This is a genomic window from Pedobacter sp. 22163 (genome assembly GCF_052045595.1).
Classification (GTDB): domain Bacteria; phylum Bacteroidota; class Bacteroidia; order Sphingobacteriales; family Sphingobacteriaceae; genus Pedobacter.
Map to the genome: position 1 here is coordinate 625,299 of NZ_JBQEPM010000004.1, position 17,413 is coordinate 642,711.

A 17,413-nucleotide genomic window follows, 5' to 3' on the forward strand; every position below is an offset into this window, starting at 1 on the left:
TCTCCTAAACCCTAAACCCTAAACCCTAAACCCTAAACCCTAAACCCTAAACCCTAAACCCTAATTCCATCATCAATTATTTTGGCGGATAATAATGCAAGCGGAATGCCTCCGCCCGGATGCACGCTACCCCCACAGAAATATAAATTTTTAACTTTCGAACTGAAATTGGGATGCCTTAAAAAAGCAGAAAACTGATTGTTGGAGCTGTTGCCATACAGAGAACCCTGATAAGAACCTGTTTTGTTTTCAATGCTTCTGGGGTCTAAAATCTGCTCACAGATAATGTCTTTTTCGATATTTCTATTTAAAATACGGCTGATTTTTTGGATAATATTTGTTTTGGCTTCTTTAATTAATACATCCCAGTTTTGATCATTATTAGCCGGAACGTTTATCATTACAAACCAGTTTTCGCTGTCTGTAGGTGCATCACCCCTGATATGTTTACAGCTGATGTTCACGTACACCGTTGGATCGCTGCTGATGGTTTTATCTTTCCACATGGCATTAAACTCCTTTTGATAATTCTCAGCAAAAAAGATGTTGTGCAAGCCCATGTCGCTGTAATTTCCGTCCATGCCCCAGTAAAAAATCAGAGCAGAGCTACTCCGTTCCTGGTTTAGTAATTTTTTTGGTTGGGCTATGTTTTTAAGCAGGTTTTTATAAGTAAACCAGACGTCGAGGTTCGAAACAACAACGTTAGCTTTATAGGTTTTATCGTTAACTTTTACGCCCTGTACTTCGGATTTAGGTTTATTAGAATATATAATTTCCTCCACCTTTTGATTGTAATAAAACCTTATTCCTAAATCTTCTGCCAATTTTACCAGGGCAGTAACAATACTGTACATGCCGTTTTTTGGAAGGAAAGCTCCATAGTGGTACTCGAAATGTGGAATTATATTCAATGTGGCCGGTGCCTGATAGGGATCGGAACCATTATATGTGGCATAACGGTTAAAGAGCTGCGCTATTCTATCGTCCTTAAAGAACGATCTGTTTGCTTTTGCCTGTGTTCTAAAAGCATCAATCTGGCCAAATCGGAATATAGATTTTAAGGTGTCCCAGTGCAGGTAGCTTTTAATTTTATGCAAACTTCTTTCTAGAAACACACGGTGGGTAACCTCATAAATGGTTTTGCTTTTGTTTAAATAGCGCTCAACCTCTTTTGCAGTTGAAGCTGTCTTTTCTTCTATTTCCTTAGCAAATTCATCGAGATCTGCGCTTGCGTTTAACCTTAAGCCATCTTCGTAAAAATAACGGCAAATTTCTTTTAGTTTTAGATATCCAAAATAATCTTCAGGGTTTTTACCTGCCAGTTTGAAGAGTTCATCCACATACTGGGGCATGGTAAAAAGGCTCGGTCCGGCATCAAACCTGAAACCGTTCATTTTTATTTCTGTCAGTTTGCCACCAGGTTTTGAATTAGCTTCAAAAACATCAACCTCATAGCCCTTTACGGAAAGACGGATTGCCGATGCAATGCCCGCAATTCCGGCTCCGATGACTATTGCTTTTGGTTTACGCATGATGCGAAAATAAGATAAATATTTTACTAACTTGAAGTGATGATTAAGGATGAAATTATAATTTATAAAACAGAAGAGGGTTTGCCTGCGATAGAAGTTGCGTATGGAAATGAGACTGTTTGGCTAACGCAGCAACAAATGCAACAGCTTTTTAATAAAACGAAGCAGAATATAAGTCTACACATTAATAATATATTTGAAGAAAGTGAACTTTTAAGAGAAGCAGTTGTCAAGGAATACTTGACAACTGCCAGGGATGGAAAAAGTTATAAAACATTCTATTATTCGCTTGATGTGGTTATTTCCGTAGGTTACCGTGTAAAATCAAAGAGGGTACTAAATTCCGTATTTGGGCTAATCAGATTTTAAAAGATTATTTAATAAAAGGATATGCGTTAAATAACAAAAAACTTAAAGCGCAGAACCAACAGCTGATAGAATTAAAACAAGCGATTAAATTAGTTGGTGTTGTTCAAAATAATCAGTTGCTAAATGATGAAGAGTTAAAAAGTACTTTTAAAATTCTTACCGATTATGTTTATGCTTTAGATGTTTTGGACAGGTATGATCATCAGCAATTGGAAAATACTGTTTCTGATGTTAAAGGTAGTTTTAAAATCGATTATGATTCGGAATTGAGGCGATAGATGATTTAAGATTGAAATTTGGAGGAAGTAAGCTTTTCGGAAATGAAAAAGATCAATCATTTAAAAGTTCCTTATTCACCATTTATCAAACATTTGATGGAGATGAACTTTATCCGAGTTTGGAAGAAAAAGCAGCTAATTTATTGTACTTTGTAGTAAAAAATCATTCCTTTTCTGATGGGAACAAACGTATCGGTGCCTTTTTGTTCGTTTGGTTCCTCGATAAAAATAAAATGCTTTATCGCACAGACGGAGCAAAGAGAATTGCCGATAATGCATTAGTTGCCCTTACTTTGCTTATAGCAGAAAGTGATCCCAAAGAAAAAGAAATGATGGTTAAAGTTGTTATTAACCTAATAAATTATAAAAATTAACCTATTTCAACTCCTCTAAATATAGCTTCGTTTGTTTTTCGATCTCGTTGGTGGCAAACTTAATGGCCGAACCAACTCTGGTCGTTTCAGATTTTACAGGCATTTTGTTTACCGTTGCCAAGGCATCTGTGTACCATTTGGCCCATACTTCAATAATGTGTCTCTCATCAGCTGGGATTTTCCCTTTTGCAATTTCTTTTTTGCTCAGTTCAAATTCAGTTTTTAATCGGGTTAAAGCATCGGTTTTAACTTGCGTAACAGTGGCTATCGCAGTATTTTCATCTGCAGAAATTAAAGTATAGGCAGCAGTTAAACCACTTATTCCAACATTTTTCATTTCGGTTGGCGAAACTTTATCAATCCTGTCATTATCCGTATGGTAAAATACATCGGTAAAGTGCCACATCAGTAATCCTGGGATCTTATTTTGCAAGAATGGTGTATGGTCACTACCACCTTCAAACGGATTATAATTAACTGTCCACTTGGCAAATTTGCCCTGAGCCTTACAGATATCAAAAATGAAATCGTTAAAATAATGTGGGAAAAGATCTTTTTCAGTAACATCGCCCGCACCCCATTCGGTATGTTTATCCGTTCCCCTTGTCCAGATGGCCGATGGGTCCGGCATTTTTTCAATCAGGAATGAACCGCCGGTTTTTTTAGTGTCCTCGCCAACCATATCCAAACTCATTCCCCACATAATGCCTTTGGCCCGGGTGGTATCTTCGGTAATATACCTTCTTGTTGATACAATTTCGTCGCCCCATAAAAAAGTGAGGCTACGCTTAGGGCTTATCTTTTTTGCCTGATATAATGCTGCTGTTAGCCTTGCCATTTCTGCTAATGTACCAACGCCGCTTGCATTATCGTTTGCACCGGGTTCCTGAACATGTGCACTGAACACAAAACGTTCATTAGGATTTACACTGCCTTTAACATTTGCTACTATGGTTAATTCTTCAGAGGGGTAAATTTTAGTCTGAATACTTACTTTTAGTTTGGTGTCGCCTTTTAAACAGGCCGCTTTTAATTTTTCTTTAGCAGCGTAAGATAAAAGCAGTGTCCATACCTCACTATTGGCTTTCATGTTTCCAAACTGGATAGATGTTTGGTGTACCTCTGGTTGGGTATACTTTGGCATCGAATAGCCAAGCACGCCAATGGCTCCCGCTTTTGCAGCTATTTGAAGCAGGCGCGATGGACTGTTCTCAGAAAATAGGATTTTCCCTTTCAGATCCATTTTTTCTATTTCGGTAGATAATACGTTGGCAATGTAAACCACATTAGCCGTAACACCCCCTGCAACTGTTGATCTGCAATTGATTGGAATCATATTGCGGTTAGTTTTGTAAGAAATGAGCGATTTTGTTTCCCCAATAATATCTATATTGGCATCAACGGGCTCCCAAGTGCTGTTTTTCATCGCTCTTTTTTCGATGCGGTAAGTTAAAGGAGCCTCGAATTCATTCTGCTTCTGTTCTACAAAACCAGCCTTTTTAAGGATGTTTTCTATATAATGGATACTAGCATTAAAGCCTGTGTTGCCGGGTACGCGGAAGTATTTTTCTACAAAAGCAGTGGTTTCGTAGGCGTTTTTTTCTAGGAAACCAGCCCGCGTTAGTTTGAAATATTCATCTGTCGAATTTTGTGCGTAACATCCCAATCCCGCCAAAAGCAGTACAAAAAGTATCTTCGTTTTCATGATCGTTATTAAAAGCGAAAGATACTAAGAATATTTAATGTTGTTTAGGCGTACCGCTTGCCTGTTTTGCGTTTCAACCCTTCGTCAACCGACAATGGGCCTGAACCTACCACCCAAAACATGATGAGTAGAAACAGTACCAATACCGAAAACCACAATTCCGAATTCGGTGTGGAGAAGCCCGGTGTAAGGTTAACGAAAAATACGGCAAACAATAAGATTGGAATCTGAATTACAACAGCAAAGCGGGTAACTAAGCCTAAAGTAATTAAAACACCCCCAACCAAATGCGCAAATGCAACAACATGAATGGCGACACTGATGAGCATGCCCGAAAAACCAAATACGTTGTTTTGTGTGATCATGTTCTGAAGAACCGAAGTGTCGCTAACAAAAGAAACACCTTTTCCAAAAATGATCAGGCCAAGTACAATCCGAAGATAATCCAGCCATTTTGAGTGATGAACATCTCCCCAATGTTCAATTTTACGGATAACGTTCATAATGAACCTCCATTTTTATGTGAATGATACTTTAAGTTACGGATTTTTATTTAGTTATCAAATAAGGGACTGAAAATCAATGAATCGCGCTTGTGGTTGGTGTAAAAGGAGTGGTTTAACCTTTTGATGTAAAATTAACATAAAATTAATTTATACCGTTTTGGTTTTTAGTATGAATTTAGTATTATTGCTTAAATAGATGGGTTTTTTATCATGAGCAAAGAAATATTAGAGTTTTCTGTACTGGTAGATGAAAAATTTGACCTAAAATTTAATTGGTTAGATGGCTTTTGGGGTGCGGCATTTAAATTTTTTGGAAAATAATTTTTAAAATCAGGGTTTTCATTGCCGGACAGTTCTTGTTCGAGTAGGATAGTTGTGGCCCAATCTTTTGATTAATTGGTTTTTCACCCTCTACCTTTCAACCCTTAACCTCTTTTTTCTATATTTGCAAAATAATGAGTAGAAGAAAACCTGGTACGGTAACTATTGTTCCAAACGTACATATAATCGATATTGCCGAAGAAGGAAAAGGTGTAGGCAAGGCTGACGAATTGGTCATTTTTGTTGATAAGGCCGTTCCCGGTGATGTGGTAGATGTTCGGTTGACCAAAAAGAAAAAGAATTTTGCTGAAGCAATCATCGATCAGCTTCATGAAAAATCAGCGTTGCGTACTGATCCTTTCTGCCCTCATTTCGGAACCTGTGGCGGTTGCAAATGGCAGCATATGGGTTACGATTCTCAATTAAAGTTTAAACAGAAAAATGTTGAGGCAGCTTTACAACGCTTAGGTAAAATAGATACCTCAGGAACGGAACCGATTTTAGGCTCAGAAAAAAACAGGTATTACCGAAATAAATTAGAATTTACTTTTTCGAACAAACGCTGGTTGGAAAAAACCGATGTAGAACGCGATGAAGATTTTGATATGAACGCACTGGGTTTTCACGTACCATTGCGTTTCGATAAAATTTTAGATATCGAGCATTGTTATCTACAGGATGAGCCTTCTAATTCGATCAGAAATGCTGTTCGTAAATATGCTTTAGAAAATGATCTTTCGTTTTACGATCTGCGTAACCATGAAGGCGTTTTGCGTAACCTGATAATCCGTACTTCTAGTACAGGTGAGGTGATGGTTGCTGTGGTATTTGCTTATCCGGAACAGGCACACATTGATGGTTTGATGGGTTTTCTTAAAAATGAATTTCCACAGATTACCTCTTTGCTATATATCGTTAACCAAAAAAAGAATGACACTATTTTTGATCAGGATGTAGTGGTTTTCTCAGGTCGCGATCATATTTTCGAAGAAATGGATGGCATTCGTTTTAAAATTGGGGTGAAATCTTTTTATCAGACCAATTCTGAACAAGCCTTCGAGCTATATAAAATCACCAGAGATTTTGCCGGATTTAAAGGCGATGAGCTGGTTTATGATTTATACACTGGCGCCGGGACGATTGCAAATTTTATTGCCAAAAACGTAAAGCAGGTAGTGGGGGTAGAATATGTGCCAACTGCTATTGAAGATGCAAAGTTTAACTCAGCGCTAAATGGCATCGATAATACGATTTTTTATGCTGGAGATATGAAAGATATTCTTACTTCAGAATTTATCCTCGCACATGGTAAACCAGATGTAGTCATTACTGATCCGCCACGCGCTGGTATGCATGCAGATGTAGTAGAGAGATTGCTTGAAATGGAGTCTGAAAAAATTGTTTATGTAAGCTGTAATGCAGCCACGCAGGCTAGAGATTTAGAGTTATTGAAAGAGAAATACGATGTGGTGCGCATTAAACCTGTAGATATGTTTCCACACACGCAGCACGTAGAGAACGTAGTATTGTTAAGGTTAAAGTAATAAAATGATTGAGTGAGAGAAAGATTGAATGACAGAATGGGGCAATTTGCCTTTAACATTTAACTATTCACTCATTCAAAATTCAATTACTAGTTAAGGTATGGATAGAGAAGAATTATTAGGCGCAACGCCCGAAGAGAACGGAACACCACAAAAAAAGCAGGAAAGTCCGCTGGTAAGTTTAGAAAAGGACCTGGAGTTCTATGCTGATGCGATTAAAGAAGTAGCAATCGAGATTATGGTTGAAGGCATTTCTGCCCATCCAATTTTTATTGCACATCAGCACGAAGTAAACATAGGTGAACTTATTTTAAATAAAGAAGAACTTAACACCGACTGGACCATACAAGCCTCTACTTTAGAAGAATTTGTAGAAAAAGGAATCATCAGCAAAGAGAAAAAGGAACCCTTCTTAAAAGTGTATAAAAAGCCTGAAGATTTTATGTGTGTATTCGTAATTGTTCCTGAAGGTGCCAACTTTATTTACTATCCTTACAAAAAAAGGTAAGGATAGAAAGGCTGAAAGTTTAAGATTTCCTCTCTACAGCCTTTAATGATCAGAATCTGTGTAATCTATTAATCTGTGCAATCACCGAATAAAAAACGCCGCTTTGTATCCACAAAGCAGCGCATTATTATTAACTAAACTAAACTTTTAATTTACGTGGTGCACATCTCCACTTTTTGAGCTTGATGTTTTCTTGAGTGAAGCATTTCCCTTATAACTTACATCGCCACCACCACTTGCACTGGCTTCTAGGCCTTTATTTACATGAAGATTTACATCAGAACCACCAGAAGCCTGCACCTTTGCATAATCTGTAATTAATTCGTAAGCGTCGATATCGCTACCTCCACTAGATTGAATGGTCATATTTTCTGCTTTGCCTTTTAAATCGAGATCACTGCCACCGCTCGATTGAACAGATAGATCGTTGCAAACAACCGTTAATTTTAAATCTGATCCTCCTGAAGAGCGAATAGCAAGTTTATCTGTTTTAATTTGGTTTTGTGTAAAAACATCCGATCCTCCCGATGCTGCAATTGCATTTAGGGTTTTAAAACTTACATAAGCTTTAATGGTGCGGTTTTTAAACATGCCGCTCCAATTGATGCCATCTTTAAATTTTATGGTAACATTGCTGCCGCTCTGCTCAACAACAATATCTTTTAATGTTTCAGAATCAGATTTTATACTCACACTTTCATTACCGCCCTGAGTGAGGTATAAATCTATACCACTGCTTACTCCAATGCTATTGAAGTTTTTAACGGTAAAACTTTTAGTATCCTGTGCCTTAGCCATGTAGCTGGTTACCACGATAAATAAAATGGCGGATGATTTGATAAGGGTTTTCATAGTCGTTTTTTCATTAAATGATTCTGAAGCTATCATTACGCAGTATTTAGGCAACGATGGCTTCGATTTTGTGTTTTGGTTATAGATTAGACGCATCTCTGATGAAAACGTTGCAAACAATCGAAATTATTTTTCAAATAGTTTGAATTTCATCCTTAAAATCGTTCTTTTTGTATTCAATCCTTTTTATACAATGGCATCGCAATTACTTATTCTCAACAAGAAACAAATTCAGCAGAAAATAGATCGTATCGCTTATCAGATTTTAGAAGATAACCTGAATGAGAAAGAAGTGGTGCTTGCCGGTATTTGGGACCGTGGCTACAAACTAGCGCTAAGATTAGAAAAAGTGCTTAAAAAGATTTCAGGCTTTAAACTAACCTTACTGCGTATCGACCTGCAGAAAGAAAGTAGCAAATTGGTTGCTTCGACAGATCTGGATGAAAGCCATTGGAAAAACAAGGTGATCATTATTGTTGATGATGTACTGAACAGCGGTAAAACCCTTGCTTATGGTTTAGGCGTTTTCTTAAATACGCCACATAAAAAAATACGTACAGTAGTTTTGGTTGATCGAAGCCATAAAATTTTCCCTATTGCCACCGATTTTGTTGGGCTTGAACTGGCTACCATCTTAAAAGAACATGTGGATGTAGTAATGGATGTGGAAGGTGAAGAAGATCGGGTTTATTTGAGCTAGGAGGTAAAAGGGAAGATTTAGGATGAGAGAAGATATACCTTAATCGAAGTTAACCATTCGTATAATATGTTCGACAGAAGTGGAGAAATCTTTGAACCGGACATCAAAAAATCTATATCCATTATACAAACGGGGACTATAATTCATCTGTGCTATCGTCCTCGTTTGTAACGAGGATGAACGAGAATAGCGATTTTATCGCTTTTTAAATCAATTCAATTTTCACCAAACCTTTAATTCCAGCATAATCTTTAGCGCTACTGTAAATGTATTGCTCGGGAAATTCAACAATACCAGCTTTAACAGGATTATCATGGATATAATGTAGTTTTTGAAAAGCATCGATTTCTTGTAATTCGATAGGGTGATTGTCGTCTTGCCAGATTTTGTGATTTTCTGCCCGATTGGTCTTTCTTGCTTCGAAACTAAACTTATCTAAAAGCCAATCTCTCCTACTTTCAGGTATCTCTTTAATGGTAACAGCCAATTGCTTCGAAGTGAATTTTTTAAAATCTCTCAAAAAATCAGACATTTTATTTGGCTCTTTACACCTTCCAATAAAATGAATGTGATTCGTCATCAGAACCCAACCATTTAATATTAATCCTTTATTTTGGATACAGTGGTTTAATGAATCGACAATTATGTTTTTATATTCTGGTCTTGTAAATAAGTCTATCCAACCAACTATTGTACATGTTATAAAATAAGTCTGATTTTGATCAGTAATTATATATCTGCTTCCTCCCATAATCAAATAAGATTAAATCTTTAATTAAATTATATTCTCAGTAAAGAAAATATTTGGGAGATTTATAGTGAATATAGCTATTTTATGCATAAATGCGATAATCATACTGGTTTGTGGAGAGGATGAATGAGAATAGCGATTGTATCGCTAATATTTAAATCGGTTTAAGCTATTACGCCACATTACAAATGTGGACCTCGCTAATCCTCGTTACAAACGAGGCCTATAACGAGTCTATATACAATACATTTGCAATTCACCTCAATTTTTTGCAATTTCCCGAAATGTATCAGCCTAGAAAAAATAATTTGATCTTCAGCTTTTTCTCCTGGTACATCCAGTTTATTATCAAAAAAGATTTTTCAGCTTTTAAGTATAGCGAGGTAGAGATTAAACAAGATGCGGCTATATTGGTTTTGGCCAATCATTTTAGCTGGTGGGATGGTTTTTTCCTCTTTTACATCAATAAAAAAGTATTTAAGAAACAATTTCATGTTTTAGTGAATGCCGAAAACTATACTAAAGTTGGTTTTCTAAAATATCTTGGTGCTTTTGCGGCCGAAAATAAAGGTAAAGATGTTTTAGAAACGCTTAATTATGCCGGCAAACTGTTAGATAACCCCGCAAATTTGGTACTTGTATTCCCCCAGGGCAAATTATATTCGAATCACCTCAAAAATATCAGTTTCGAAAAAGGAGTGATGCAGATGATAAATGCCAGTCAGAAAAAGATTAATATTATTTTTGCCGCCACCTTTATTGATTATTTTTCCAAAAGAAAGCCCTCAGCTTATACTTACTTGCAGCATTGGGAGAATGAAGAATATGTAAGTTTACAATTACTAAAAAGCGCTTATAATAAACATTACGATCAATCTGTTGTTAAACAAACTCAGCTAATTGAATGACAATTTTTATTTACGCCGTTTTAATTTTCCTGGTCATCAGATTTTCGGTTACTGTTTTCAATTTCCTTTCTAACCCTAAGTTGCCAAGAGTGGTTAAACATTATCATGATAAGGTTTCGATCCTAATTCCTGCGCGAAATGAAGCAGCGGATATTTTAGAATTGCTCGTTTCGATAAAAAATCAGGATTACACCAATTATGAAGTTATTGTTTTGGATGATAACAGCGATGACAATACTTTCGGTGTAGTCGGAAATTTTTGCCTTGCAAACCCGCAATTTAAAGTGGTAAGTGGTAAAGAGCTACCTCAAAACTGGCTTGGGAAAAACTATGCCTGCCACCAGCTTAGCGAATTGGCTACAGGGAAGTATCTTTTGTTTATCGATGCAGATGAATCAGTAAAAAGAGGATTGATCAATAGTCTGATCAACCGGATGGAAATCGGAAGCCTGGCTTTGTTAAGTGTTTTTACCAACCAAACTATAAAATCGATAGGCGAGTGGTTAACAGTGCCCTTAATGCATTTTATACTGCTAAATTTATTGCCTTTGCGATTGGTTAAACTTTCGAAAAATCCAGCATTTTCAGCAGCAAGCGGACAGTGCATGTTTTTTAATGCCAATAATTACAAAGAAAACCATTGGCATGAGCGGGTTAAACACCAGGTTGTGGAAGATGTGGAGATTATGAAGTTGGTAAAACAAGAAAAGTTTAATGCCGAAGCCCTTTTGGCCAACGGACTGATCTATTGCAGGATGTACAAAAATTTAGGCGAAAGCTTAAACGGTTTTAGTAAAAATTTACTGGCGGGTTTTGGTAATAACACCATAATATTATTACTTTACCAGCTTTTGGTAACTGTAGGGCCAGTAATTTTAATCTTAAACTTTAATATTGCTTTACTTGTATTACCATTAACTTTAATAGTATTAAGTAGAATGATGATCTCCTATTTATCGGGACAAAATGTTTTGATAAATCTGATTTTACATCCCTTACAGATGTTGTTCTTCTTAATAATTTCATTCATTTCTATAAAAAAACATATTTTTAAAACGAGCACATGGAAGGGCAGAACGATCAAAACGATTTAAAGGTTAAAAGGATTGCGGTTGCAATAATTGTCGTTTTTCATGTTGTGGGCTTGCTTGGCTTCTTAATTCCAGCTGCTCAGCCTTATTTTATCAAACTGGTTCCTTTTCATTTGTTGCTGATGTTTGCCGTAATTGTTTTTTCGTACAATGCCGATGTGAAACGTTTATTGTTACTGGTTTCGGGTGTATTTCTCTGTGGCTTTTTAGTCGAGGTATTGGGCGTGCATACCGGGAAAATATTCGGCAGTTATTATTACGGCGATACATTGGGTTACAAAGTTGCTGCGGTTCCACTACTAATGGGTGTAAATTGGGTAATCCTTATTTTCAGTATTGGGCAAATGATGAAAAGTATGAAAATCAGGCATAGTATTCTGGCTTCTGTTCTCGGCGCTTTTATATTGGTAGGTTTCGATTTCTTTTTGGAGCCTGTGGCCATGAAATTTAACTACTGGCAGTGGGACTGGCATGAAATCCCTGTTCAGAATTATGTGGCCTGGTTTATTGTTTCGGTAATTTTGTTAAAGTTTTACTATGCTTTGGGCTTAAAGCAACAAAAATATATTGGCGCTACTATGTTCGTTTCGCAGCTAATCTTTTTTGTTGTCTTATACATGACAACCGGAACAAATATTTTTGCTTAATTTTGTATCGCAATGGGTTACAACTTACAGGTCAACATCGATAAATCATCAGGCTTTTGCTTTGGCGTAGTATATGCCATAGAAATGGCCGAAGATATTCTGGATAACGAAGGTTATTTATATTGCCTTGGCGATATTGTACATAACGATGAAGAAGTAGAACGATTAACCAATCGGGGATTAAAAATCATCGATCACGAAGTATTAAAAAACTTAAGAGACGAAAAAGTTTTAATCAGAGCCCATGGTGAGGCGCCCTCAACCTATCAACTGGCTTTAGAAAATAACCTGACTCTAATAGATGCTTCATGCCCTGTTGTGCTGAAATTACAGAACAGGATAAAAAATTCACATGATGATGATGAGCAGGTACTTATTTTTGGTAAGCACGGGCACGCCGAGGTAATCGGATTACAAGGTCAAACAGATGGTAAGGCAATTGTTTTTCAGGATCTGGCCGAACTGGATAATGTAGAATTGCCTGCTAAATTTACCCTATATAGCCAAACCACTAAAAGCACCGATAAATTCTATCACATTAAAGATGAATTATTGAGCCGTGGTTATGAAGTTAAGGCCAACGATACCATTTGCAGGCAAGTATCTAACCGTTACGAAGAGCTGGAAGATTTTGTAAGTCATTATGATAAAATCATTTTCGTATCAGGCAAGAAATCTTCTAACGGAAAAGTGCTGTACGATGTTTGTAAAAAACATAACGATAATTCTTATTTCATTTCGAATGTTGAAGAGTTAAATCAAACTTGGTTTAACGAAAACGATAAAGTTGGTATCTGCGGTGCTACATCTACACCGATGTGGCTAATGGAAAAGGTTAAAGCCGCTTTGGAAAAATATTAACTGCAAAACTATCAATTAATATTTGTTATTTAAATGAAAGCATTATTAATTATAGATATGCAAGTTGGCAGTTTTAAACCTTATACTTTGCGTTACGATACTTTAGGGGTAATTGAGAGAATAAATAAACTATCAGATTATTTCAGGGCCAATAATGATAAAGTAATGTTTATCCAACATGATGGTACAAAAGAAAACATCTTTTTGCCAAATACTGCTGATTGGGAGCTCTTGCCAGAATTGATCACCAGTCCTGCTGATTATATAGTCTCAAAATCAGCTAACGACGCATTTTATAATACAGATTTACATCATATTCTAGCCAAAAATAACATTATGGAGTTGTTTATAACGGGCTGCGCTACCGATTTTTGTATCGATGCGACTGTGAAATCGGCTGTTAGTAAAGATTATAACGTAACTGTAGTTGAAGATGCGCATACCACAGCAAACAGACCTCATTTAAATGCTCCAAAAGTAATTGAACATTACAATTGGATCTGGAGTGAAATGACGCCAACAAACTTTAAAATTCAAGTAGCAAAAACTAAGGATCTACTACTTTGTTTAGTTAAAAATAAAGGTTATTAGCTTAACAAACTATAAATTGAAAACTATAAATCCACATACCGGAATTCTGGTTGCGTTAACCGTAATTGTCTGTTGGTTTGTTTCTCTTTATTTCTTGTTTACATGGAATTTTGCCTGGAGCAATCCTTTGGTTTATTTAATGATTGTTGTTCAGATGCATTTGTACACTGGTTTGTTTATTACTGCCCACGATGCTATGCACGGAACGATATCGCCGAACCAAAAAACAAATAATTTTATTGGCTATCTTTCCGTTTTTCTCTACGCAGGCTTTTTTTATAACCGTTTGTATGCGAAACATCACCAGCACCACAGTCATGTGCATACCGAAAACGATCCGGATTTTGCACCACATGGCTTTTGGAAGTGGTATTTCCGTTTCATGCTAAATTATGTCACGATAATTCAATTGGTAATTATGGCGATAGCTTATAATGTATTGAAAATCTGGATTGATGAAAAGAATCTGCTGTTGTTTTGGGTATTGCCATCCTTACTAAGCACTTTTCAGCTATTTTATTTCGGAACCTATTTGCCGCATAAGGGAGAGCACGATAATGAATATCATTCTTCTACCTTACAGAAAAATCATTTTGTTGCCTTCATTACCTGTTACTTTTTTGGCTATCATTTAGAACATCACCAAAAACCAGGTATGCCGTGGTGGCAACTGCATAAAATGAAGCGATAGTGATGGTCGTGCCGTCAGCTGTTACCATCCGACACTGGCTAATTTCCAATAATATTTTACTTGTTCAATTGCCAGAGGGTAACATCTGATAGCACGCTATCCGTGGTGCTGGATGTTACCATCCGGCACTAAGTATTTCCTACTAATATTTTACTTGTTCGAATTGCCAGATAGTAACATCTAACAGCACGCTTATGAATTTCACAGGCTATTGCTCGATAGCTTGTGGAAGTATGAAATAATACTTTTTGACTAAAAAATGTTTGCAATCACATTTTAAGCATAGGGGAAAAACAATAAAAAGACGATATTTGCGCCACGAAACATATTCTTTATAGATGAGCAAAAAGGGAATTTTACTGGTAAATTTAGGAACACCTGATAGTCCGGCAACGGCAGATGTTAAAAAATACTTAGATCAATTTTTAATGGACGAGCGGGTAATCGATATCCCTAAGTTGAACAGGACGTTATTGGTTAAAGGTATTATTGTTCCTTTCCGTAGCCCTAAAACAGCAAAGTTGTATAAAGAAATCTGGAACGAAAATGGTTCACCGCTATTGTATTACAGCCGGTTACAGGCTAAAATGCTGCAAGAAAGATTGGGAGACGACTATCATGTAGAGCTGGCCATGCGCTACCAAAGCCCATCTGTTGCATCGGCGTTAGCCAATTTAAAAGCCGGTTTGGTAGAGAGCATTCAGGTTATCCCGATGTTTCCTCAATATGCTTCTGCCAGTACTGGTTCGGTAATGCAACTGGTAATGGAGCTGGTGAGCAAATGGCCAACGGTTCCGCCTATATCATTTGTTAATTCATTCCATGATAATGAATTGATGATTAAAGTTTTTGCAGAAAATGCCAAAAAACATCATGTAGAAAGCTACGATCACGTATTGTTCAGCTTCCATGGCTTACCTGAGCGTCAATTGTTAAAGTGCGATCATACTGGAAGTTACTGTTTGAAAAGCGACGATTGCTGCCAGACATTAAACGATACCAATAAGTTCTGTTATTCTGCACAAGGACACAATACGGCCAGATTAATTGCCAAAGAATTAAATCTATCAAAAGATCAATATACCGTTTGTTTCCAATCGCGCTTAGGGAAAGAGCCGTGGGTACAACCCTATACTACCGATGTGCTGAAGAAATTAGCTGGCGAAGGCAAAAAACGTCTTTTGGTTTTTAGCCCTGCGTTCGTTGCAGATTGTTTAGAAACGCTTTACGAAATCACGGTAGAGTATCACGAAGAGTTTAAGGCTTTGGGTGGTGAACATGTTCAGTTGGTAGAAAGTTTAAACGATAGTCCTGTATTTATCGAGGCTCTGGCCGGAATGGTTAAATAGTTTAAATATGGCGAGCTTTATTATTTTAATGGGCGTTTCGGGAAGTGGTAAAACAGTAGTTGGTAAAGCTTTGGCCCCGAGAATAAATGCTGAATTTATAGATGGCGATAACCTGCATTCGCAACGTAATGTAGATAAAATGGCTGCAGGAATTCCGTTAACAGATGCTGATCGTTTAGATTGGCTGCAATTGATTGCAAAAGTTGGCCGTGAACATGTGGCTCATGGATCGACATGCATTATTGCCTGTTCTGCATTGAAAAAATCTTACCGCGATTTGTTGAGAACAGATAATACATCAATCTGCTTTGTTTATTTAAAAGGCAATTTCGATTTAATCCACGATCGGATTGCTAAGCGATCTCATCAGTATATGCCTTCTAGTTTATTAAAAAGCCAGTTTGAAACATTGGAAGAGCCTCAGGCTAATGAGCAAGATGTGATAACGGTTTCAATTGATCAGGGTATTCCCCAGATTGTGGAAGAAATTGCTAAGGCTGATCTGATTTCGTAATCATCGAAATAATCTGATCGGTTGCCCCTTTTTTATCTGTAACATATCTTTTGGCTTGCGCTGCGGCATCTTCATTTCGGGCAAAATCCTCAAAAGCACCAATTAATTCCTCAACAGTAGAAATGCTTTTGGCTGCACCTATGGCAATTAGATCTTTGGCTTCCTGAAATTTATCATATTTCGGGCCGAAAATTACAGGCAAACCAAACGCTGCAGCTTCTAAAGTGTTGTGTATTCCCGTTCCAAAACCGCCACCAATATAGGCTACATTTCCGTATTGATATAGAGAAGAAAGCATGCCGATGTTGTCTACGATAAGCGTTTGGTGTTCGGCGTTTGGCGTTTGATTAGACGAATTGAGAACGGAAAACCGCACACTGCCAACAGGAAACTGCTTCCCGATACTTTCGATATGGCTTTCGTGGATCTCGTGTGGCGCGATAATAAATTTCCAGCTGGGATATTTTTCAGGTAAAGCCGATAATATTTTTTCATCTTCAGGCCAGGTACTTCCACAAACTAATGTAGGGGAGTTACCGATAAAGCTTTCGATCAGGCTAAGCTGTTTGGGCGATTGCGCATTTTCGTAAACACGGTCGAAACGGGTATCGCCATTTATGGTAACATTATTTAACCCGATCGATTTTAAAAGATTTTTACTTTCTTCATTCTGCACAAAAAAATAAGTAACAGATTTTAAGATATTGCGGTAAAAACCACCATACCATTTAAAAAATGCCTGGCTTTCTCTAAAAATGCCAGAAATCACATACAAAGGGATGCCCCGATCTTTTAATTCCTTAAAATAGAAATGCCAAAATTCGTATTTGGTAAAAATGGCCATTTCGGGATTAATGCTTGTTATAAAACGTTTGGCATTGGCCGCGGTATCAATGGGGAGATAAAATACATCTGCCAGTGCATAATTTTTCCGGATTTCGTATCCCGAAGGGGAGAAAAAAGTAACTACGATTTTTTTAGCTGGATAAAGCGATTTTAGTTTTTCTAAAACCGGTCGGCCCTGTTCAAATTCGCCCAAAGAGGCAAAATGAAACCATATATGTTTTTCACTCGGATTAATTTTCTGAGCAATTTGTGTATAGATGTTTTTACGGCCATTTATAAACAGTTTAGCCTTAGGATCGAATAATGAAAATATCCTGATAAGCAAAGTGTAAAGCCGAATTCCGATTATGTAAAGCAAAAGCATTAGTGTAATTTCATATCTTCGTGCCAAGATAAAACGAATATATTTAAAAAGCTTAAAAATATATGGAGTCGTCGCTATTGGCCTATCATTCAATACAATAAATAGACAGGT

General features: G+C 37.0%; 20 protein-coding genes and 1 pseudogene. 15 read left to right on the plus strand and 6 right to left on the minus strand.

Going from position 1 to position 17,413, the window contains the following annotated elements; all coding sequences use genetic code 11:
• Positions 1-53: 53 nt before the first annotated feature.
• Positions 54-1,532, minus strand: coding sequence for a 1-hydroxycarotenoid 3,4-desaturase CrtD (gene crtD / locus ACTJKN_RS13870; RefSeq protein ID WP_440825817.1), 1,479 nt, complete (start codon positions 1,530-1,532; stop codon positions 54-56).
• 138 nt (positions 1,533-1,670) lie between these two features.
• Between crtD and rhuM the strand changes: the two are divergent.
• The 3 genes and pseudogenes from rhuM to ACTJKN_RS13885 all read left to right on the plus strand — a co-directional run.
• Positions 1,671-1,900 (plus strand): annotated as a pseudogene (rhuM, locus tag ACTJKN_RS13875) (RhuM family protein); the annotation flags it as partial.
• Between the two features lie 117 nt (positions 1,901-2,017).
• Positions 2,018-2,179 carry a hypothetical protein gene (locus tag ACTJKN_RS13880; protein WP_440825881.1) on the plus strand — a complete coding sequence of 54 codons (162 nt, stop codon included), beginning with the start codon at positions 2,018-2,020 and terminating at the stop codon, positions 2,177-2,179.
• Positions 2,180-2,190: 11 nt separating this feature from the next.
• Positions 2,191-2,553: a type II toxin-antitoxin system death-on-curing family toxin gene (locus ACTJKN_RS13885; RefSeq protein ID WP_440825818.1), complete on the plus strand. Its 363-nt coding sequence runs from the start codon at positions 2,191-2,193 to the stop codon at positions 2,551-2,553.
• Between the two features lies 1 nt (position 2,554).
• Here ACTJKN_RS13885 and ACTJKN_RS13890 read toward each other — a convergent pair whose 3' ends face one another.
• Together ACTJKN_RS13890 and ACTJKN_RS13895 are read right to left on the minus strand one after the other, a co-directional pair.
• Positions 2,555-4,258 (minus strand): M28 family peptidase, encoded by a 1,704-nt coding sequence (locus tag ACTJKN_RS13890; RefSeq protein ID WP_440825820.1) that lies wholly within the window; start codon positions 4,256-4,258, stop codon positions 2,555-2,557.
• Between the two features lie 44 nt (positions 4,259-4,302).
• Positions 4,303-4,761 carry a DoxX family protein gene (locus ACTJKN_RS13895; RefSeq protein ID WP_057931136.1) on the minus strand — a complete coding sequence of 153 codons (459 nt, stop codon included), beginning with the start codon at positions 4,759-4,761 and terminating at the stop codon, positions 4,303-4,305.
• Positions 4,762-4,974: 213 nt separating this feature from the next.
• Between ACTJKN_RS13895 and ACTJKN_RS13900 the strand changes: the two genes are divergently transcribed.
• The 3 genes from ACTJKN_RS13900 to ACTJKN_RS13910 all read left to right on the plus strand — a co-directional run bounded on the left by ACTJKN_RS13900 (position 4,975) and on the right by ACTJKN_RS13910 (position 7,137).
• Complete coding sequence (locus ACTJKN_RS13900) at positions 4,975-5,085, plus strand: hypothetical protein (protein WP_029275619.1); 111 nt, start codon at positions 4,975-4,977, stop codon at positions 5,083-5,085.
• Positions 5,086-5,219: 134 nt separating this feature from the next.
• The gene (gene rlmD, locus ACTJKN_RS13905; protein ID WP_440825822.1) at positions 5,220-6,629 is read left to right on the plus strand and encodes a 23S rRNA (uracil(1939)-C(5))-methyltransferase RlmD; all 1,410 of its coding nucleotides are present in this window, start codon (positions 5,220-5,222) and stop codon (positions 6,627-6,629) included.
• Between the two features lie 100 nt (positions 6,630-6,729).
• The gene (locus ACTJKN_RS13910; protein ID WP_230145962.1) at positions 6,730-7,137 is read left to right on the plus strand and encodes a hypothetical protein; all 408 of its coding nucleotides are present in this window, start codon (positions 6,730-6,732) and stop codon (positions 7,135-7,137) included.
• Between the two features lie 147 nt (positions 7,138-7,284).
• On the opposite strand, the gene ACTJKN_RS13915 is transcribed toward ACTJKN_RS13910, so the two are convergent.
• Positions 7,285-7,989 carry a head GIN domain-containing protein gene (locus ACTJKN_RS13915; RefSeq protein ID WP_440825824.1) on the minus strand — a complete coding sequence of 235 codons (705 nt, stop codon included), beginning with the start codon at positions 7,987-7,989 and terminating at the stop codon, positions 7,285-7,287.
• A gap of 193 nt (positions 7,990-8,182) precedes the next feature.
• Here ACTJKN_RS13915 and ACTJKN_RS13920 point away from each other — a divergent pair, with 193 nt between their 5' ends.
• Entirely contained in the window at positions 8,183-8,689 is a 507-nt protein-coding gene (locus tag ACTJKN_RS13920; RefSeq protein ID WP_029275623.1) for a phosphoribosyltransferase family protein, read from the plus strand.
• Between the two features lie 205 nt (positions 8,690-8,894).
• Here ACTJKN_RS13920 and ACTJKN_RS13925 read toward each other — a convergent pair whose 3' ends face one another.
• Positions 8,895-9,440: an REP-associated tyrosine transposase gene (locus ACTJKN_RS13925; protein ID WP_440825826.1), complete on the minus strand. Its 546-nt coding sequence runs from the start codon at positions 9,438-9,440 to the stop codon at positions 8,895-8,897.
• A 188-nt stretch (positions 9,441-9,628) separates the two neighbouring features.
• On the opposite strand from ACTJKN_RS13925, the gene ACTJKN_RS13930 reads away from it, so the two are divergent.
• The 8 genes from ACTJKN_RS13930 to ACTJKN_RS13965 all read left to right on the plus strand — a co-directional run bounded on the left by ACTJKN_RS13930 (position 9,629) and on the right by ACTJKN_RS13965 (position 16,092).
• Positions 9,629-10,348, plus strand: a complete 720-nt coding sequence (locus ACTJKN_RS13930; RefSeq protein ID WP_440825828.1) for a 1-acyl-sn-glycerol-3-phosphate acyltransferase — start codon at positions 9,629-9,631, stop codon at positions 10,346-10,348.
• Positions 10,345-11,442: a glycosyltransferase gene (locus ACTJKN_RS13935; protein WP_440825829.1), complete on the plus strand. Its 1,098-nt coding sequence runs from the start codon at positions 10,345-10,347 to the stop codon at positions 11,440-11,442. Before ACTJKN_RS13930 ends, ACTJKN_RS13935 begins: the two co-directional genes overlap by 4 nt.
• A complete protein-coding gene (locus tag ACTJKN_RS13940; RefSeq protein ID WP_440825831.1) occupies positions 11,412-12,086 on the plus strand; it encodes a carotenoid biosynthesis protein in 675 nt (224 codons plus the stop codon). Before ACTJKN_RS13935 ends, ACTJKN_RS13940 begins: the two co-directional genes overlap by 31 nt.
• Positions 12,087-12,098: 12 nt before the next feature.
• On the plus strand, positions 12,099-12,947 hold the full coding sequence (locus tag ACTJKN_RS13945) for a 4-hydroxy-3-methylbut-2-enyl diphosphate reductase (RefSeq protein ID WP_440825833.1): 849 nt from the start codon (positions 12,099-12,101) through the stop codon (positions 12,945-12,947).
• 33 nt (positions 12,948-12,980) lie between these two features.
• A complete protein-coding gene (locus tag ACTJKN_RS13950; RefSeq protein WP_440825835.1) occupies positions 12,981-13,538 on the plus strand; it encodes a cysteine hydrolase family protein in 558 nt (185 codons plus the stop codon).
• Between the two features lie 16 nt (positions 13,539-13,554).
• Entirely contained in the window at positions 13,555-14,229 is a 675-nt protein-coding gene (locus ACTJKN_RS13955) for a fatty acid desaturase (protein ID WP_440825837.1), read from the plus strand.
• Positions 14,230-14,567: 338 nt separating this feature from the next.
• Positions 14,568-15,578 carry a ferrochelatase gene (gene hemH / locus ACTJKN_RS13960; protein WP_440825839.1) on the plus strand — a complete coding sequence of 337 codons (1,011 nt, stop codon included), beginning with the start codon at positions 14,568-14,570 and terminating at the stop codon, positions 15,576-15,578.
• Positions 15,579-15,585: 7 nt separating this feature from the next.
• On the plus strand, positions 15,586-16,092 hold the full coding sequence (locus ACTJKN_RS13965) for a gluconokinase (protein ID WP_440825841.1): 507 nt from the start codon (positions 15,586-15,588) through the stop codon (positions 16,090-16,092).
• Here the strand turns inward: ACTJKN_RS13965 and ACTJKN_RS13970 are convergent.
• Positions 16,070-17,329, minus strand: a complete 1,260-nt coding sequence (locus ACTJKN_RS13970; RefSeq protein ID WP_440825843.1) for a 3-deoxy-D-manno-octulosonic acid transferase — start codon at positions 17,327-17,329, stop codon at positions 16,070-16,072. The two genes, ACTJKN_RS13965 and ACTJKN_RS13970, sit on opposite strands and share 23 nt — an antisense overlap.
• Positions 17,330-17,413: the final 84 nt, after the last annotated feature.

What these genes read in the sequence shown, in the direction of transcription:
- crtD (WP_440825817.1), bottom strand. Translation starts at nt 1,532, where the DNA reads ATGCGTAAACCAAAAGCAATAGTCATCGGAGCCGGAATTGCGGGCATT.
- ACTJKN_RS13890 (WP_440825820.1), bottom strand. Translation starts at nt 4,258, where the DNA reads ATGAAAACGAAGATACTTTTTGTACTGCTTTTGGCGGGATTGGGATGT.
- ACTJKN_RS13895 (WP_057931136.1), bottom strand. Translation starts at nt 4,761, where the DNA reads ATGAACGTTATCCGTAAAATTGAACATTGGGGAGATGTTCATCACTCA.
- ACTJKN_RS13900 (WP_029275619.1), top strand. Translation starts at nt 4,975, where the DNA reads ATGAGCAAAGAAATATTAGAGTTTTCTGTACTGGTAGATGAAAAATTT.
- rlmD (WP_440825822.1), top strand. Translation starts at nt 5,220, where the DNA reads ATGAGTAGAAGAAAACCTGGTACGGTAACTATTGTTCCAAACGTACAT.
- ACTJKN_RS13910 (WP_230145962.1), top strand. Translation starts at nt 6,730, where the DNA reads ATGGATAGAGAAGAATTATTAGGCGCAACGCCCGAAGAGAACGGAACA.
- ACTJKN_RS13915 (WP_440825824.1), bottom strand. Translation starts at nt 7,989, where the DNA reads ATGAAAACCCTTATCAAATCATCCGCCATTTTATTTATCGTGGTAACC.
- ACTJKN_RS13920 (WP_029275623.1), top strand. Translation starts at nt 8,183, where the DNA reads ATGGCATCGCAATTACTTATTCTCAACAAGAAACAAATTCAGCAGAAA.
- ACTJKN_RS13925 (WP_440825826.1), bottom strand. Translation starts at nt 9,440, where the DNA reads ATGGGAGGAAGCAGATATATAATTACTGATCAAAATCAGACTTATTTT.
- ACTJKN_RS13930 (WP_440825828.1), top strand. Translation starts at nt 9,629, where the DNA reads ATGTGGACCTCGCTAATCCTCGTTACAAACGAGGCCTATAACGAGTCT.
- ACTJKN_RS13935 (WP_440825829.1), top strand. Translation starts at nt 10,345, where the DNA reads ATGACAATTTTTATTTACGCCGTTTTAATTTTCCTGGTCATCAGATTT.
- ACTJKN_RS13940 (WP_440825831.1), top strand. Translation starts at nt 11,412, where the DNA reads ATGGAAGGGCAGAACGATCAAAACGATTTAAAGGTTAAAAGGATTGCG.
- ACTJKN_RS13945 (WP_440825833.1), top strand. Translation starts at nt 12,099, where the DNA reads ATGGGTTACAACTTACAGGTCAACATCGATAAATCATCAGGCTTTTGC.
- ACTJKN_RS13950 (WP_440825835.1), top strand. Translation starts at nt 12,981, where the DNA reads ATGAAAGCATTATTAATTATAGATATGCAAGTTGGCAGTTTTAAACCT.
- hemH (WP_440825839.1), top strand. Translation starts at nt 14,568, where the DNA reads ATGAGCAAAAAGGGAATTTTACTGGTAAATTTAGGAACACCTGATAGT.
- ACTJKN_RS13965 (WP_440825841.1), top strand. Translation starts at nt 15,586, where the DNA reads ATGGCGAGCTTTATTATTTTAATGGGCGTTTCGGGAAGTGGTAAAACA.